Genomic DNA, 18,037 nt, shown 5'->3' with positions numbered 1-18,037 from the left:
ATTTTTCATGTTACTTTAAAATTTAACGTTTAAACCAATCGTCCAAGTTCTCGCTTGAGGATAAAAGCCCTGATCTATACCATTGAGAGTAGCGTTAGAGGAACCTATCTCCGGATCAAGTCCTGAATATTTCGTGAGAGTCAGCAGATTTTGCACACTAACATATAAGCGCAGGTAACTGATTCCCTTGAACTTCAATAAACGATCACAGAAATTATAACCGATCTGCAAATTCTTGATTCTAAAGTATGAACCGTCTTCGATAAAATAATCGGAAATAAGCTGATTCTGACCTTGATCGGCAGATATTCTATGAAACTTGTCTGTTGAACCTTCACCATTCCATGCACGTTTGAGAAAATCTGAATGAGCATTCATGTAACCCGTTCCTGATTCAAAATCGTAAAGAGTCATATTCATCACATCATTTCCTTGTGATCCCTGAAGAAACATATTGAAATCAAAACCTTTCCATGATGCTCCAAGTGACAGACCGTAAACAAAGTCAGGCCAGGGATCTCCAATCTTGGCACGGTCATTATCATCGAGTACATCGTCATTATTCAAATCTTTATAACGAATATCACCAGGCTTTGCCGTTTCTCTTTGCGCACTACCCTCCACTTGCTCTGCGTTCTGGAAAATACCATTGGTCACATATCCATAGAAATATCCTACCGGTTGCCCCACTTCTGTCTTAGTAATGGTATTATTATTGTATGCTGAACCATAAATTGCATCGCCATTACCCAAAGAGGTCACTTCATTTTTATAAGTAGAAATATTGGCGGAAGCTGTAAAGTTGAGATCTCCCCATGTTTTGCGATAAGTAACGCCTAATTCCCATCCTACATTGCGCATAGATCCTACATTTGCATAAGGAAAGTTCGGGAACCCTAATGTAGTAGGTTGAGGCTCTTGCATCAACATATCGTCTATATTCTTGCGGAAATAGTCCGCTACAATCTCAATACTATTATTGAAGAGACTTAAATCAAGACCTATGTCAAATTGTTTAGAGGTTTCCCATTTCAGAACAGGATTTCCAACGGTAATAATGCCAGCACCAATGGACGCCGTATTTGGGGAGCCGAAAGAGTAACGATCATAGATTGTACTTCCATACGTAGAAGCATATCCGCCTCCGCTAATATTTTGATTACCAATCAAACCATAGCTGATACGCAGCTTTGCGTCACTCAACCAATTGTGAGTAGATTCCATGAACGATTCGCTGGAGAAGCGCCATGCAGCCGATACGGATGGGAATGTTCCCCATTTATGTCCGTCGGCAAATTTAGAGGAACCATCACGACGTAGATTGGCAGCAATAAGATATTTGCTGTCATAATCCAGACTGACACGTCCGAAGAATGATAACATCGAGTTGTCATAAGGATAGCCGGATACTGCCGGGTTTGTTGTGCCTGCATTAAGAATAGCCATATCCTTATCATTATTTATCACCCCTTGTATAGAAGCATTGACACTCGAAACGCTTGTTTCTTCAGCTGAAGTACCGAGTAATGCTCCTATCTTAAACTTCCCGAAGCTTTGATCGTAAGAAAGAGTCTGTTCCCATACAAAATAGTTGCTTCTGGAATTATCCTGTATCACTGTATTCTCATTGGCGTAATCATTGGCATTGAGGGTGTATTTAGGTTGAAATCCATCAGTTAGGCTTCTACTAATATCCATGCCGAAGCGCGAATTGAACTTCAGAAAATCAAATAATTTAATCTCCAGATTTGCTCCTGCTTTTACATAAAGATATTCATAAGTACTCTGTCTCATTCTTTGAATCTGTCCCACTGGATTGCGTTTATTGGAGAATAAGATCCCAGAATACTGCGAATAGAGATTATTCGGTTCATACCCATTGTAAATCTGACTTAGAAAAATAGGTACGTCAACCAAATTATTACGGAATACAGGTGTGATAGGATCTGCTCCCATTGCACTGAATACAGTACCGGTAGCAGGGTTATTCTCGTCAATCAATTGACGTTTTTCATCGATGATACCGACGTTAGCAGTTAAAGAGACGCGTTTTGAAATCTTCATATTGAAGTTATTTCTCCAAGAAATACGTTTATAGTTCGAACCTTTAACTATACCATCTTGGTCTGTGTAAGCTAGGCTGGAAAGTATTCCTATATTTTTGGTTCCGCCATTGACGCTAATATTGTGATTATGCATAAATGCACCATCATTGATAATCTCTTTCCACCAGTCAGTTCCATTGGGACCTGAATTTTTATTAACGAAGTTGAGAACTGCGTCAATATTTTCTTGGGTAGCAAAAGCGGCAACACGCTCCTGACCGGCATTGTCAGCTGCCAGATTTTTATAAGTGATGTAATCTGCGGCATTAAGCATATGCGGACGTTTCCAAGGTGTTTGCCAACCGATATATCCATCATAACTAACTTGCGCTTTGTTTTCAAGGCTACCTGATTTAGTTGTAATGATAATAATTCCGTTTGCTCCACGAGAACCATAAATAGCAGCTACCGAAGCATCCTTATGAACGGCTATTGACTCAATATCATTCGGATTCAGATAATCAATACCGGTTTGCGGAAGACCATCTACTACATACAGAGGGGTTGTAGAACCTGTAATAGAACCAATACCACGGATATGGGTAACACTTCCCGCACCCGGAGTACCACTGCTGGAAGTAACAGTCAGACCGGGAACTTTACCCTGAAGAACATTATTAATGCTACTTACAGGCATATCTTTTAGCTCTTTTCCACTGACAACTCCAACAGCTCCCGTAATATCTTTCTTAGCAATAGAACCATATCCAATCACGACTAAACCATCCAGCTCATACGTTTTCTCTATCAGAGTAATAGAAACCCGTTGACCGGCTACCGCTTTGACAGTGACAGAATTATATCCTATCATGCTAACAGTGATCGTGTTTTCTTTAGCGGGACTGACTAGTACAAACTCTCCGTCCATATTTGTTATCACACCTGTAGTAGTGTTTTGCAATAAAACAGTAGCACCTATAACCGGCTGCCCCTGAACATCAATCACCTTACCCGTTATATTCTGTTTCTGTGCGAATAAGACAGATGGTGAAAGCAGAAATATTATCATGCATAATGTTAATATCAAGCTTTGGCTCTTATTTTCATTATAATAGTTTTTCATATGTAATCTATTTTATAGTATTAATTTATAGGCGTATACTCACTGTCAATAACCGGATTCCTTATCCTATCGATAGCCAGAACAATACAGCCTGCTTCCATACTATACCAATTCGTTTTTTGCTGTCCTTTAATATTTAAGGAATTAATATGCTTCAGGTAGGTATTCACTCGTACTGTATCATTAATAGTGGCTGCTGCATATGCAATAATTGTCCAAGGGAAAGATGAGTAAGTTACCCCGTTGGCCCAACTAGTATATGTTTTATTAAATTGAGTATACAATTTATTAGCAGTCTGACTATTCGGTTCAATCACATTAAACATGCCTGGATAAAGTTGAGCTGTTGCGTCAGGATAGAATTGTTTCCAGTCGGTGGTTACAGAGCTACTTTTCCACCAATCATAAGTAGTTCCATTCCATAATGCACCTATACCTTCCGTATTTTTTGCCAATAGGCCCGCAAAATCATAATCATTATCGATCAGACTGTTATCTTTGAGCCACTTGGCAGCCTTAAGTCCTATGTTTACTTCGCAATTGTCCATCAGGTATTTTACATCGTAAACATACGAAGCAACACTAAGACCATCATTTTCATCTTCTGTGATAGTGCCTGGTAACTGGTTAAAATCGGTATCGATCGTTTTCACCATTGCGCTTGCTACCAAAGAGATTTTGCTCTTATACTGTTCAAGCCAGCTTTTATTTTCTCCAGATGTTTGAGCAAATTCCATGATGATTTCCAAAAAAGTAGCTGCATAAGAATCTACAGAGTCATACGTTCCTTGAGTAGTTTCCGAATCACCAAAATAGTCATAGATAGAACCTTCTATTTCTGCGCCTCCTTTATAAGGATTCGTAATGCCATTCAGTTTGCCAAGATACCATTTAATGTATTTCTTTACTGCATCTATATTGGGGCTTGTAGGATCTTTTAGCAAAGCCAGAACTGCAAAATGAGCAAAATAAGGAGTAATCTTACTGTTCGAAGCATCTGTATCTTTTATAGCTCCACTGGAAAGCTGCAAAGAACGGATATAAGAGAGCTGATAAGTCATCACATTATCATATACTACATCCATAGTCTGTTCTGTCAAGTTCTCCTCATTGGTAGGAGGCGGAGCAGTGCTTGTATCACAGGATGAAAGTGTAAGTATAGGAAGCACTATTAATATTGACAGAATTGATATTATTTTTTCCATATTATTAAATTATAAATATTACCACTGTTTATATACCTCAAATTCCTTGATTGTCATTCGCCAAGGTGTAGCTCCATTCTTGAGTAAAGCCTTGACATAACGAGCATCCACATTATCGAAGCTCATATCCTGAACACCTTCTGTTGTAGCAGAGTCCCATCCTGTAATAGAATAAACCGAAGTATATTCTACATCGTCTTGAGAAATGAGGATTTCACAATCAGCGGCATAAGCACCCGCATCCCATTGTATTACAACATTATTAATAGTATATGTCTTTCCTAGATCTACCTTGAACCACTCGTCATCATTACCTTCTGCTTGCCACATAAATGAAGTATTTCCATAGACTGCATTGAAAGCCGCCGCATTATTAGAAGAAGCGGATGCAATCTTCTGTAATGCCAAATTTTCTGCCGGTGGAGTATTATATATTTCAACCTCAAACAATGTCATATTATATGGAGTAGCAGAATTCTTCATATTTGCTAATTTGACATAGCGGGCATTGGCATTGTCAAAGCTGACTTTGTTAATTCCATCATTAGAGACAGCATCCCAATTTTTGATAGAATAGATAGTTGTGTAATTAACATCGTCTTCCGAAATCATAAGGTCACAATCAGTACCTGCTGCGTTCATATCCCATGTCATCACTACGGTGTTAATGCTATACATTTTCCCGAGGTCTATTTTCACCCATTCATTGTCGTTACCTGCAGCTTGCCACCAGGATTTATCATTATCGTCATTGATGTTCGAGATACTTCCGCTAATAGCAGCCGAACCTGTTGCGTAGCCATTCAATGCCAGATTCGGGTTCTCTGTTGGGTCAATTTCTTTGATAAATAGAAAACCTTCCAATGAACGTGTACCTTTATGATTTGTAACTGCTACCGCACCTGTACCTCCATACGAACTAACAATGGCCTCAATAGTAGCATCATCAATAATTTCAAAACTAGACGCACCTTTCCCACCGAAAGCGACATTAGTGGCAGTTGTAAAATTTACTCCTGTAATAGTAATTACATCACCCTCCTTTCCCTCTGTAGGAGTGAAAGAAAGTACTTTAGGTAGCTGTGATACCGTAATTGGGGTATTCGGATCATACGGATTGGCTCCGAAATCACCATCAGCACATGAAGTGAATATCTTACCTGATAAACACAAAATAATAAAAATAGATTGTGCGATAGTTTTCATAATAATGAATTTATTAAGTGAAAAGGTTATTTGATTTTGTTATAACGATCTGCTTTTATTTTCTTCATGTAAGTCTTATAGGCATTATACAGATCAATTGTACGTTCTTCTCCTATACGTATCGACATCTTTGGATTATTAAAGACTCCTGGATATTGATAGCATAGTACTTTCTCAAAATTGTCAAGCAAGTTCAAATCACAGATGATCTCATCTATCGGACGAGGATAAAGAGAATTATCCGGATTGAATAAAAAAGCTTCAAGATCAAACCATAAGTGCGCACCGGCATCATCACAGAATTTTTGCAAAATATCGGCTGCTTCTTTTCCTGTAAGGTCTCCTTTTGGCATACGTGCAAAACCAAATGGACATAATATATCGAGATTTTGTAATAAAGCGGGATAAGTGTCTGCACCTTTTAGTACTTCCATACTATTGGTAGCAAGCATTACGGGCTTTTCCGGAGCAAATTGGGAGGTGTATTTCTTAAACTCACGAAAGAAATTCACAATCTCTTTCTTACGTATCATCTGTCCTTCATTGGTCGATTCTGAATTATACAGATTACCGGCACATTCTTCGGATACGTAAAAGCCATAGAAAGAAGGATGATCTCCATACATATCCCATAATTCTTTGGCAACTTGCTTATGCCATTCAAGAGACTCTACAGTAAAATCAAACCAAGCGAACATTCCTACTCCCATCATAACTGACATTCCTAGTTTGTCTGCTTCAGAAAGAATAGCTCCTATTGGGTCTTTCGCAGAAATAGGCATCCTTCCTGAATAAAGAGTGGAAGGATAAAATGCTTTTCCTTGGTAGTTGTTTATATTCAAATCATGTTTTCCTACATAGTCCTGATTGCGAAAAACTTCTTGAAGAACTATAACATCCATCCCTATACTATGCATAGAACGCACTAACTCACGCCATTGATCATCAGTCATCTTTTTTATATCAGGATTCCAATGCTTTCCTTCTGTCTCGCTCCAATGATAAAGGCCTGCCCATGCTCCGTCTATCAGACGCGTAGATCGAATTTCTGAATTAATAACTTCAAAGTCTTTAGAAATTGTAAATTCTTCATTTTTCTCTTTGACTTTAAGGATGATGCGATTCCTACCAATTTTGTCAGTTGTTTTTAAAGAGAACTTTATTTCCCGAGCACTCCCCTGTGCCAATGTTATACGAGAAAAATGAATTAATGAATCTTGACTTACGTCATTCAAATAAATAGAGACATAAAATTCCTGTTGAGTATTCCCTTTATTGACAATACCTGCACGTATGTCCAAATCTACTTTATTCGTAATTGTGCCTGGAGGAATCAGGGTTAGCCCAACTCTGCATTCTTCAGCAAAAGCTGTAGAAGCAGTGGTCAAAATAATACATGCTATTATAAATATCCTTTTCATATGTGACATTTTTCATTAATTATTTTATTTCACTCAAATTTTGTAATACCTTCCAGCATTGAAATAATCCTCTTGGCACATGAAAGCATCCTTTCCATTTTCCTCCTTTGAGTGGCAACAACACTTCTCCTCTTCGGTTCAGATATCCAAACCATTCAGGATATTCGGGATCCTTAAAGTGTGCCCACGTATAATCGTGTACTTTTTCAAACCACTCCAAACATTTACGGTCACCTGTAAATTGATATCCTTTTAATAAAGAAATAAGTGTCTCAATATGTACCCACCAAAGTTTTTGATCCCATTCCAACTGTTGTGGAGGGCAACCATTGCGATCCATAAAGTAATAAATACCACCGTACTCTTTATCCCAACCATATTCAAGCATGGTAAGAGTAGTTTTTTTCGCTTTCTCTATCAATTCCGGACGATTCAGACGTTTACCCAGGTCCATGATAAACCACATGGCTTCAATGGCATGTCCCGGAGTTACCTGACGACCTTCAAAACAATCCACAAGATTACCGCTTACATCTACATTCTCAACTATGATTCCACCAAGTTCGGGACGATAAAAGACGTCCATTACTTCATGGATACAAGCATCTATCGCCTGTTCCAAATAATCTGTTCCTAAAATATGCTCTATTTCCATAGCAAGATTGCAGAGAATCATCGGAAGGGCAAAATTCTTTAGATTGCGTGTATCAGGATGAAGCTTATTCCATTTTCCTTTAGGGTTATCAACTTTGGAAAGGATAATATCAAATGTTTTTCTGGCAATGTCGGCATACTCCTGATTACCAGTTGCTAGACTCAATTGTCCGAAAGCCATCGTTGCAAAAGTATAGGAGAAAATGTTATATGGTTCTACCAATGGTCTACCCAATCGGTCAAGGGAAAAATACCAATTATATTCTCCGTTATGTCCATATTTTTTTAGAAATTCGCCACCTTGAACGGCACAATCCAACCATTCCTGACGTTTCTCCACTTTATTGTAGAGCATAGAGAACATCCATACTTCACGCCCTTGCAACCAAACAAACTTATCTGTATCAAAGACTTTGCCTTCACGATCCATACAGGTGAAGTAGCCACCAAACTCTTTATCCTGAGAGTTTTGGAGCCAGAAAGGAAGAACATTGTGTAACAATTCATCCTTATATTGATTTGCTAAATTCTTAAAATCCATAATATAATCTATTATCTGGATTGTATCGACAGCTATTCAGATGATAAACGTTTATTGAATGGCCATACAAAAAAACATCTTCTGCCATTTCTACAATCCCACTTGTTAGTACATTAAAATAATCAAGGTCTGTTTTATATTTATTCCGAACGGGTCCAGTATCTTTCAATCTCCTCCAGCGACTTCCCGGTGGTCTCCGGCACGAGTTTCCAGACAATCAGCATATACGGTACGCACATAACGGCGAACAGGAAGAATGTTCCGGCGGGGGTAAGGTTCTGGAGCATCCAGGGGGTTAACTGTCCGATCAGGTACGTTCCGATCCACAGAGCGAATCCTGCTATCGACATGGCCAGTCCGCGAACCTTGGTGGGATACATCTCCGAGAGGAGTACAAACACCACGGCACAGATGGATACGGCACAGCAGAATACATAGAACAGGAAGAAAACAAGCAGGAAGAGGCTGGATACTCCTAGGGAATCTCCGAAGAGGAAGTAAAGACCGATAAGGATCAGAGAGAGCACCATGCCCGAAACTCCGTAATAAACCAGCTTCTTGCGGCCCACCTTATCGATGATGACAAGAGCCAGAACCGTGGTCAAAGTATTGACTAGTCCTACCAGAACTTGGTAAAATCAAAGTTTACTGTTTGCATAGTAATATTATAGTAGAAAAGTTTTATCTTTATCGCGTTAAACTAACTAATACCCCCATTATGAGAAGAATTTATTATTTACTTTTCCTTATCCTTTTAGGATATTCTTTTGACGTAAAAGCTTCAGACACAGTATTTATCCATGAAACACAAATTCCGGTTTTGATAGAGCGGCAAGACAATGTTCTGTTCTATCTTCGTTTGGATGCAAAAGAAAGTAAGAAGCTCGATGAAATCATTTTAGATTTTAGTAAAAATACGAATCTGACTGATATTCAGGCAATCAAACTCTATTATGGAGGAACAGAGGCGTTGCAGGACAAAGACAAAAATCGCTTTGCTCCAGTAGAGTACATATCCAGCCACCGTCCGGGTGGGACATTGGCGGCTATTCCTTCCTATTCGATCAAATGTGCAGAGGTGGAATCATCAGAAAAAGTAGTATTAAAAGGTAATTACAATTTATTTCCGGGTGTAAATTATTTTTGGATCAGTTTGCAGATGAAAAAAGATGCCTCTTTGCAGACTAAGATACTCTCTGACTTATGTGCCGTTAAAGTAGATGGGAAAGAACTATGTTGTAAATCTATTTCTCCAAAGAATATTGTTCACCGGATGGCAGTTGGAGTTCGTCATGCCGGTGATGACGGTTCTGCTTCTTTCCGTATTCCCGGGTTGGTGACTACCAATAAAGGAACCTTATTAGGCGTGTATGATGTTCGATACAACAGTAGTGTCGATTTACAGGAATATGTTGACGTGGGTTTGAGCCGTAGCATCGATGGAGGAAAGAATTGGGAGAAGATGCGTCTTCCGCTTTCATTTGGCGAGTATGGTGGTCTGCCTAAAGCACAGAATGGGGTAGGAGACCCTTCTATTTTAGTAGATACTAAGACGAATACCGTCTGGGTGGTTGCCGCATGGACACATGGTATGGGTAATCAACGCGCCTGGTGGAATTCCCATCCGGGAATGAATCTGAATCATACGGCACAGTTGGTATTGGCTAAAAGCACAGACGATGGTAAAACCTGGTCGAAGCCTATCAATATAACAGAGCAGGTGAAAGATCCTTCCTGGTACTTCCTGCTTCAAGGTCCCGGACGTGGAATAACGATGAGTGATGGCACATTGGTATTTCCAACGCAATTTATAGACTCTACCCGTGTTCCGAATGCAGGAATCATGTATAGTAAAGACCGGGGGAAAACATGGAAAATGCACAATATGGCACGAACCAATACAACGGAAGCGCAAGTGGCGGAAATAGAACCGGGAGTATTGATGCTGAATATGCGTGATAATAGAGGAGGAAGCCGGGCTATTGCCATAACGAAAGATTTGGGAGAAACATGGACAGAACACCCATCTTCCCGCCAAGCACTTCAGGAACCGGTATGCATGGCTAGTCTGATTCATGTAGATGCCAAAGACAACATATTAAATAAAGATATCCTGCTGTTTTCGAACCCGAATACGACCAAAGGACGTAATCATATAACAATAAAAGCAAGTCTGGACAAAGGACTTACCTGGTTGCCGGAACATCAATTAATGCTCGACGAGGCAGAAGGATGGGGGTATAGTTGTCTGACAATGATTGATAAAGAGACAATTGGTATACTATATGAGAGTAGCGTCGCACATATAACCTTTCAAGCGATAAAATTGACAGATATAATAAAGGAATAAAGAGTCTGTCCCGAAAGTCCGAAGATTTAAATCTATGCTTACGATTTATAGGTAGCAAGATTTAGCTATAATGAAAAAGAATATCGTTATAATAAAAAAAAACGCCATTTTAGCATACATTTGAGGACAGAATACTACTCTTTATTTAACTAATTATAAACTGAAACTTTAGGCGATTTAATTGTGGCTTTCTGGATAGCTCACGCTAAAACAACATATTTTGTTAAATTATCAGTGAAATTTGCTGAAAAAGTAATATCTTTGAAACCGTTAATATCTAATGCCCCCACTATGATGATTAATTTAATCGGAAAAAAGACTCAAATAGCATGTGGACTACTATGCTGTTGCAGTATGGCATATGCGCAGAGCAATGACAATTCCGAAGTTGTGGTTTTAAATGCAGGTTGGGAATTTTCCCAGGCAGGCACGGAGCTATGGCGACCGGCACAGGTTCCCGGCACCGTTCATCAGGATCTTATCTATCATAAACAAATTCCCGATCCTTTTTACGGTATCAATGAACAGAAGATTCAGTGGGTGGAAAATGAAGACTGGGAGTATCGGACTGCTTTTACAGTTACCCCCGAGCAACTGAAACGGGACGACGCCCAATTAGTCTTTGAAGGTCTTGATACATACGCCGATGTATACCTCAACGGAGCACTGTTGTTGAAAGCCGATAACATGTTCGTCGGCTATACGATACCCGTCAAGTCACAACTCCGTCTCGGAGAAAACCTTCTTCACATCTATTTTCATTCACCCATCCGGCAGACAATGCCTCAATATAACTCTAACGGATTCAACTATCCGGCAGACAACGACCATCACGAAAAACATGTAAGCGTATTCTCCCGTAAAGCCCCTTACAGTTATGGTTGGGACTGGGGAATCCGCATGGTGACTAGTGGTATCTGGCGTCCGGTAACCATCCGTTATTACGACGCAGCCTCTATCAGCGACTACCACGTAAAGCAACTTTCGCTGACCGACCAACTGGCAAAACTATCCAACGAATTGGAAATAAATAATATACTCCCTCAAGCACTTCAAGCAGAGGTGAGAATCAATACCTCCTTCGAAGGAAACACAGAAAAAGGCATTAGCCAGGCAATCACCCTACAGCCCGGAATCAATCATATATCTATTCCTTCCGAAGTGCTGTCGCCGGTACGTTGGATGCCGAATGGCTGGGGAAAGCCCGCCTTGTATGATTTCTCTGCTCAAATAATCGTAGAAGATAAAGTCGTAGCTCAACAATCCCACCGGATAGGACTGCGCACCGTTCGCCTCGTCAATGAAAAAGATCAGGACGGAGAATCCTTCTATTTTGAAGTAAACGGCGTTCCGATGTTTGCCAAAGGAGCCAACTATATTCCCCAGGACGCCCTATTGACCAACGTCACTACCGAACGCTACCAAACCTTATTCCGGGACATCAAAGAAGCCAACATGAATGTCATTCGTGTGTGGGGAGGCGGAACCTACGAAGACGACCGTTTCTATGACCTGGCAGATGAAAACGGAATACTGATATGGCAGGACTTTATGTTTGCCTGCACTCCCTATCCGTCCGATCCAACCTTCCTGAAAAGAGTAGAAGCAGAAGCTTGCTACAACATTCGCCGTCTTCGCAATCATGCTTCCCTGGCGATGTGGTGTGGCAATAATGAAATACTGGAAGCCTTGAAATATTGGGGATTCGACAAGAAATTCACGCCGGAAATCTATCAGGAAATGTTCCAAGGCTATGACAAACTGTTCCACCAACTCCTTCCTACCAAGGTAAAAGAGCTGGATGCCGACCGTTTTTATATACACAGCTCCCCATATTTAGCCAATTGGGGACGCCCCGAATCATGGGGGATAGGAGACAGCCACAACTGGGGAGTATGGTATGGCCAAAAAACTTTCGAATCACTAGATACAGACCTCCCTCGTTTCATGAGCGAATTCGGTTTCCAGTCTTTCCCGGAGATGAAGACTATTGCCACCTTTGCGGCTCCTGAAGATTATCAAATCGAATCGGAGGTGATGAATGCCCATCAGAAAAGCAGCATCGGCAATGCCCTGATTCGCACCTATATGGAACGTGACTATATCATTCCCGAAAAATTTGAAGACTTTGTCTATGTCGGACTAGTATTGCAGGGACATGGCATACGTCACGGTCTGGAAGCGCACCGCCGCAATCGTCCCTATTGTATGGGTACATTATATTGGCAATTGAATGACAGTTGGCCGGTAGTGTCATGGTCGGGTATTGATTACTACGGTAACTGGAAAGCCTTGCATTATCAGGCAAAGCGTGCATTTGCTCCCGTTCATATCAACCCTTTGCTGGAAGGTGACAACCTGTGTGTTTACCTGCTTTCCGATCATCTTGACACCCGGGAGAAACTGACGCTGGAAATGAGACTGACGAATTTTGCAGGAAAGAAAGTCGGAAGAACGGTTGTCCTTCCTTCTTTGACTCTTCCGGCCAACACTTCCCAATGTGTATATCGCACTTCGCTCACCACTTTGTTTTTTCCTGCAAAGCGCCCGCTTGCGGATGACCTGCGCCATTGCTTCATGCAACTGACCTTGAAAGACAAATCCGGGCATACGGTAGCCGAAACAGTCTACTTCTTTAGAAAGACGAAAGACCTGCTTCTGCCCAAGACAACCGTTTCCTGCAAGATAAAACAGAAAGACGGCGTATGCGAATTGACCCTGCTTTCTCCCTGTCTAGCCAAAGACGTCTTTATTGAAATCCCTTTGCAGGGAGCCCGTTTCAGTGACAACTTTTTCGACCTCCTTCCCGGAGAGCATAAGACAGTTGTCATCACTTCTCCCCAAATAAAGAAAGGAGAGGAGTTGCCTTTGACAATCAAACATATTCGTGAAACCTATAATTAATTTATTAATAACTTAACACTTAATTTTTTAGTTTATGAAACAACTCTTAAAGTTAACCGGATGTCTGGCACTAGCAGGACTTTTTGCCTCTTGCCAATCGGCGCAACAGGAAGCCAACTACCAGATTATCCCCATGCCACAAGAAATTGTAACAGCTCAAGGAAATCCCTTCATTCTGAAGAGCGGTGTGAAAATCCTCTATCCGGAAGGAAACGAGAAGATGCAGCGCAACGCACAATTTCTAGCCGACTATCTGAAAACCGCTACCAGAAAAGATTTCGCTATCGAAGCCGGAACGGAAGGTAAGAATGCAATCGTACTGACATTGGGCACGGCAAACGAAAATCCGGAATCCTATCAGTTGAAAGTAACCGGTGACGGAATCACGATTGCCGGTCCTACCGAGGCCGGCGTATTCTATGGCATCCAGTCCCTGCGCAAATCATTGCCTGTGGCTGTCGGCGCAGACATTTCCATGCCCGCTGTAGAAATCAATGACGCTCCCCGCTTTGGCTATCGTGGTGCACACTTCGATACCAGCCGTCATTTCTTTACAGTAGATGAAGTGAAAACTTATATTGATATGATGGCTTTACACAATATGAATCGTTTTCACTGGCATATTACCGAAGACCAAGGTTGGCGTCTGGAAATCAAGAAATATCCGAAGCTGACAGAAATAGGTTCCAAGAGGACAGAAACAGTCATCGGACGTAACTCCGGTGAATACGACGGCAAACCTTACGGTGGCTTCTATACCCAGGAGCAGGCGAAAGAAATAGTAGCGTATGCTGCCGAACGTTATATCACAGTTATTCCCGAAATCGACCTTCCGGGACACATGCAAGCTGCCCTTGCCGCTTACCCCGAATTGGGATGCACCGGTGGCCCGTACGAAGTATGGAGACAATGGGGAGTATCAGAAGATGTGCTTTGTGCCGGAAACGATCAAGTCTTGAAATTCCTCGAAGATGTATATAGCGAACTGATTGAAATCTTCCCTTCAGAATATATTCATGTAGGTGGTGACGAATGTCCGAAAGTACGTTGGGAAAAATGTCCGAAATGCCAGGCACGTATCAAGGCGCTGGGCTTGAAGTCGGATGATAAGCATAGCAAGGAAGAACGTCTGCAGAGCTTCGTTATCAACCATATCGAGAAATTCCTCAACGACCACGGACGTCAGATTATCGGTTGGGATGAAATCCTCGAAGGCGGACTTGCTCCAAACGCTACTGTTATGTCATGGCGTGGTGAAAAGGGCGGTATCGAAGCAGCGAAACAGAAACACGATGTCATCATGACACCGAACACATACCTGTATTTCGACTATTACCAAGCTAAAGACGTAGATAACGAACCATTTGGTATCGGTGGTTACCTGCCGTTGGAAAGAGTGTACAGCTACGAACCGATGCCGGCTTCTCTGACTCCGGAAGAACAGAAATATATCAAGGGTGTGCAAGCCAACCTCTGGACAGAATACATCGCTACTTTCCCTCACGCGCAGTACATGGTATTGCCTCGTTGGGCTGCATTGTGTGAAATTCAGTGGTCCAGCCCTGAAAAGAAAAACTATGCCGACTTCCTGTCTCGTCTTCCTCAACTGATTAAGTGGTATGATGCCGAAGGATACAACTACGCTAAACACGCGTTCGGCGTACAAGCCGAGTTTGAACCGAATCCGGCAGAAGGAACGATGGACGTTACTTTGTCTACTATCGACAATGCCCCTGTCCACTACACTTTGGACGGCACAGAACCCACTACTGCTTCTCCCGTTTACGAAGGAGTGTTGAAAATTAAAGAAAATGCCACTCTGTCCGCCAAAGCCATTCGTCCTACCGGCGAGAGCCAGACATTGACAGAGAAGATTGACTTCAGCAAATCCAGCATGAAGCCGATTGTAGCCAATCAACCTATCAATGAACAATACCTCTTCAAAGGAGCTTCCACGTTAAACGATGGTTTGAAAGGAAATAGCAGTTACCGGTCAGGCCGTTGGATCGCCTTCAACGGAAACGACATGGACATGACGATCGACCTTCAGCAACCTACTGAAATTTCGAGTGTGGCCATCTCTGTCAATATTGCAAAGGGCGACTGGGTGTTTGACGCCAGAAACCTGTCTGTAGAAGTTTCAGACGATGGAAAGACTTTCAAAAAGATTGCTTCCGAAGAATATCCGGCAATGAAAGAGACGGACAAAGACGGAGTTGTTGACCATCAACTTACATTTGCTCCTGTGACTACCCAATACGTGAGAGTCATTGCTTCACCGGAGAAAACGCTTCCGGAATGGCATGGTGGAAAAGGCAAAAACGCATTTTTATTTGTAGACGAAATCAAAATTGATTAATGAATATAAGAAAAGAATACACTAAAGTTTGTCTTTTCTTATGTATACTGGGGATGTGCTTTCATGCACATCCCATTCTGGCACAGTCCGTCATACCTGTCCCATTAAAAATGGAGAAGGGGACGGGCTCTTTTTTACTGTCAGAAAAGACAAGACTTTATACAAACCTACAAGGTGGAGAAGCGAAGCTCTGGGAGAATTACCTGAAGGCATTACCCGTTCAATTAAAGGAAGCGAGAAAGAAAGAAAGGAAACAGATGCTTCTCTTATTGATAACCCCCAAGAACCACCAGTTGCCATCGCCGGAAAGCTATACCCTTTCCGTCACTCCGCAACAAATCCTGATACGCGCCACTTCGGGAACCGGATTATTCTATGGTATGCAAACCCTGTTGCAGTTGGCACAACCTTCGGGGGCAGGCAGCTATTCCATAGCCTCTGTCGAGATAGAAGACACTCCCCGTTTTGCTTACCGTGGACTGATGCTGGACGTGTCCCGCCACTTTTCTACCAAAGAATTTATAAAGAAACAGATAGACGCACTGGCGTATTACAAGATCAACCGTCTGCACCTGCATCTGACCGATGCGGCAGGCTGGCGGCTAGAGATCAAGAAATACCCTTTGCTGACCGAATTTGCAGCCTGGCGTACAGATCCCACCTGGAAGCAATGGTGGAACGGCGGACGTAAATATGTCCGTTTCGATGCTCCCGGAGCTTACGGCGGTTATTACACCCAGGATGATATTCGTGAAATCTTGGAATATGCCCGTCAGCATTATATCACGGTGATTCCCGAGATTGAGATGCCCTCCCATTCGGAAGAAGTGCTGGCAGCCTACCCGCAGTTATCCTGTTCGGGCGAACCTTACAAGAACTCCGATTTCTGTGTCGGCAATGAAGAAACCTTCACGTTTCTGGAAAATGTGTTGACGGAAGTCATGGAACTTTTCCCTTCCGAATACATTCATATCGGTGGCGATGAGGTCGGCAAGTCGGCTTGGAAGACCTGCCCGAAATGTCAGAAGAGAATGAAAGACGAGCATCTTGCCAATGTAGACGAGCTGCAAAGCTACCTGATACACCGCATTGAGAAGTTCCTAAACAATCATGGACGTCATCTGCTGGGATGGGACGAGATTCTGCAAGGAGGCATTGCCCCCAACGCAACCGTCATGTCATGGCGTGGAGAAGAGGGTGGTATCGCTGCCGTAACCTCCGGCCATCGTGCCATCATGACGCCGGGTGCCTACTGCTATCTGGACAGTTATCAGGATGCCCCATATTCGCAGCCGGAAGCCATCGGTGGATACCTGCCGTTGAAGAAAGTATATTCTTACAATCCCGTTCCCGCTTCTTTAACTGCGGAACAGGCGAAGTTGGTTTACGGTGTGCAGGGCAACCTATGGGTGGAATACATTCCCACTCCCGAACACGTGGAGTATATGATTTACCCCCGAATCCTGGCATTGGCGGAAACAGCCTGGTCGGCTCCGGAACGTAAGTCATGGCCGGATTTCCATACCCGTGCATTGTCGGCAGTGGCCGATTTGCAGGCAAAAGGATACCATCCTTTCGATTTGAAAAAAGAAATCGGCAGCCGTCCCGAGTCGCTTCAACCGGTCAGCCATTTGGCATTGGGTAAAAAGGTGATTTATAATTCACCTTACAGCTCCCATTATCCGGCACAGGGAAACACTGCTCTGACGGACGGCATACGCGGCGATTGGACCTATGGTGATGGCTCGTGGCAAGGATTCATCTCGGACAACCGCCTCGATGTGACGATTGATATGGAAAAAGAAACCTCCATCCATTCCGTCACTGCCGCCTTTATGCAGGTGGTAGGAGCGGAAGTATTCCTGCCGGAGACTGTGGTGATTTCCATTTCCGATGACGGAACCCATTTCACCGAGTTGTGCAAACAACACTTTGAAGTGAGCAAAGAAACACCCATCCGCTTTACGGATATTTCATGGCAGGGCGAAGCCAAAGGAAGATACGTACGCTATCAGGCACAGGCCGGAAGTGAATTCGGAGGCTGGATATTTACGGATGAGATTATTGTGAAATAAATATTGCAGGCATAAGGATAATACGTATGATGCGCTTTTTTAGGATTATTCCAGCCTAAAGCAACCGTGTAATCCGTATCATCCGGACTTGCTGATTTCAACCTGTCAATATCATTTAAATAAAAGAGGGAATCTACTCAACCAGATTCCCTCT

At 42.4% G+C, this 18,037-nt stretch carries 9 protein-coding genes and 1 pseudogene; 4 read left to right on the top strand and 6 right to left on the bottom strand.

The genetic code is table 11. The annotated features are described in order from the left end of the window. Positions 1-15: 15 nt before the first annotated feature. The 6 genes and pseudogenes from HMPREF9009_RS18875 to HMPREF9009_RS18850 all read right to left on the bottom strand — a co-directional run. Complete coding sequence (locus tag HMPREF9009_RS18875) at positions 16-3,114, bottom strand: SusC/RagA family TonB-linked outer membrane protein (protein ID WP_232313620.1); 3,099 nt, start codon at positions 3,112-3,114, stop codon at positions 16-18. A gap of 74 nt (positions 3,115-3,188) precedes the next feature. Next, a complete protein-coding gene (locus HMPREF9009_RS18870) occupies positions 3,189-4,373 on the bottom strand; it encodes a hypothetical protein (protein WP_232313617.1) in 1,185 nt (394 codons plus the stop codon). Positions 4,374-4,391: 18 nt separating this feature from the next. After that, positions 4,392-5,579 (bottom strand): discoidin domain-containing protein, encoded by a 1,188-nt coding sequence (locus tag HMPREF9009_RS18865; protein WP_049702980.1) that lies wholly within the window; start codon positions 5,577-5,579, stop codon positions 4,392-4,394. A 26-nt stretch (positions 5,580-5,605) separates the two neighbouring features. Then, complete coding sequence (locus tag HMPREF9009_RS18860; RefSeq protein WP_053095317.1) at positions 5,606-7,000, bottom strand: DUF4434 domain-containing protein; 1,395 nt, start codon at positions 6,998-7,000, stop codon at positions 5,606-5,608. Between the two features lie 19 nt (positions 7,001-7,019). Next, complete coding sequence (locus HMPREF9009_RS18855) at positions 7,020-8,195, bottom strand: n-acyl-d-glucosamine 2-epimerase (protein ID WP_049702978.1); 1,176 nt, start codon at positions 8,193-8,195, stop codon at positions 7,020-7,022. Between the two features lie 140 nt (positions 8,196-8,335). After that, positions 8,336-8,833 (bottom strand): annotated as a pseudogene (locus tag HMPREF9009_RS18850) (MFS transporter); the annotation flags it as partial. Between the two features lie 80 nt (positions 8,834-8,913). On the opposite strand from HMPREF9009_RS18850, the gene HMPREF9009_RS18845 reads away from it, so the two are divergent. The 4 genes from HMPREF9009_RS18845 to HMPREF9009_RS18830 all read left to right on the top strand — a co-directional run bounded on the left by HMPREF9009_RS18845 (position 8,914) and on the right by HMPREF9009_RS18830 (position 17,883). Next, positions 8,914-10,545 carry a sialidase family protein gene (locus HMPREF9009_RS18845; protein ID WP_049702977.1) on the top strand — a complete coding sequence of 544 codons (1,632 nt, stop codon included), beginning with the start codon at positions 8,914-8,916 and terminating at the stop codon, positions 10,543-10,545. Positions 10,546-10,836: 291 nt separating this feature from the next. After that, positions 10,837-13,449, top strand: a complete 2,613-nt coding sequence (locus tag HMPREF9009_RS18840) for a beta-mannosidase (RefSeq protein ID WP_053095316.1) — start codon at positions 10,837-10,839, stop codon at positions 13,447-13,449. A 34-nt stretch (positions 13,450-13,483) separates the two neighbouring features. Further along, positions 13,484-15,808 carry a glycoside hydrolase family 20 protein gene (locus HMPREF9009_RS18835; protein ID WP_049702976.1) on the top strand — a complete coding sequence of 775 codons (2,325 nt, stop codon included), beginning with the start codon at positions 13,484-13,486 and terminating at the stop codon, positions 15,806-15,808. Continuing rightward, positions 15,808-17,883, top strand: coding sequence for a glycoside hydrolase family 20 protein (locus HMPREF9009_RS18830; RefSeq protein WP_049702975.1), 2,076 nt, complete (start codon positions 15,808-15,810; stop codon positions 17,881-17,883). Before HMPREF9009_RS18835 ends, HMPREF9009_RS18830 begins: the two co-directional genes overlap by 1 nt. The last annotated feature ends 154 nt before the right edge of the window (positions 17,884-18,037 follow it).

It is taken from the genome of Bacteroides sp. 3_1_13 (assembly GCF_001185845.1).
Lineage (GTDB): Bacteria > Bacteroidota > Bacteroidia > Bacteroidales > Bacteroidaceae > Bacteroides > Bacteroides xylanisolvens.
The sequence above is the reverse complement of the archived record's forward strand: the minus strand, read 5'-3'. Positions and strand labels throughout refer to the sequence as shown.

Bases quoted from the DNA above. Each gene is read 5' to 3' on its own strand.
- HMPREF9009_RS18875 (WP_232313620.1), bottom strand. From the start codon at position 3,114: ATGATAATATTTCTGCTTTCACCATCTGTCTTATTCGCACAGAAACAG.
- HMPREF9009_RS18870 (WP_232313617.1), bottom strand. From the start codon at position 4,373: ATGGAAAAAATAATATCAATTCTGTCAATATTAATAGTGCTTCCTATA.
- HMPREF9009_RS18865 (WP_049702980.1), bottom strand. From the start codon at position 5,579: ATGAAAACTATCGCACAATCTATTTTTATTATTTTGTGTTTATCAGGT.
- HMPREF9009_RS18860 (WP_053095317.1), bottom strand. From the start codon at position 7,000: ATGAAAAGGATATTTATAATAGCATGTATTATTTTGACCACTGCTTCT.
- HMPREF9009_RS18855 (WP_049702978.1), bottom strand. From the start codon at position 8,195: ATGGATTTTAAGAATTTAGCAAATCAATATAAGGATGAATTGTTACAC.
- HMPREF9009_RS18845 (WP_049702977.1), top strand. From the start codon at position 8,914: ATGAGAAGAATTTATTATTTACTTTTCCTTATCCTTTTAGGATATTCT.
- HMPREF9009_RS18840 (WP_053095316.1), top strand. From the start codon at position 10,837: ATGATGATTAATTTAATCGGAAAAAAGACTCAAATAGCATGTGGACTA.
- HMPREF9009_RS18835 (WP_049702976.1), top strand. From the start codon at position 13,484: ATGAAACAACTCTTAAAGTTAACCGGATGTCTGGCACTAGCAGGACTT.
- HMPREF9009_RS18830 (WP_049702975.1), top strand. From the start codon at position 15,808: ATGAATATAAGAAAAGAATACACTAAAGTTTGTCTTTTCTTATGTATA.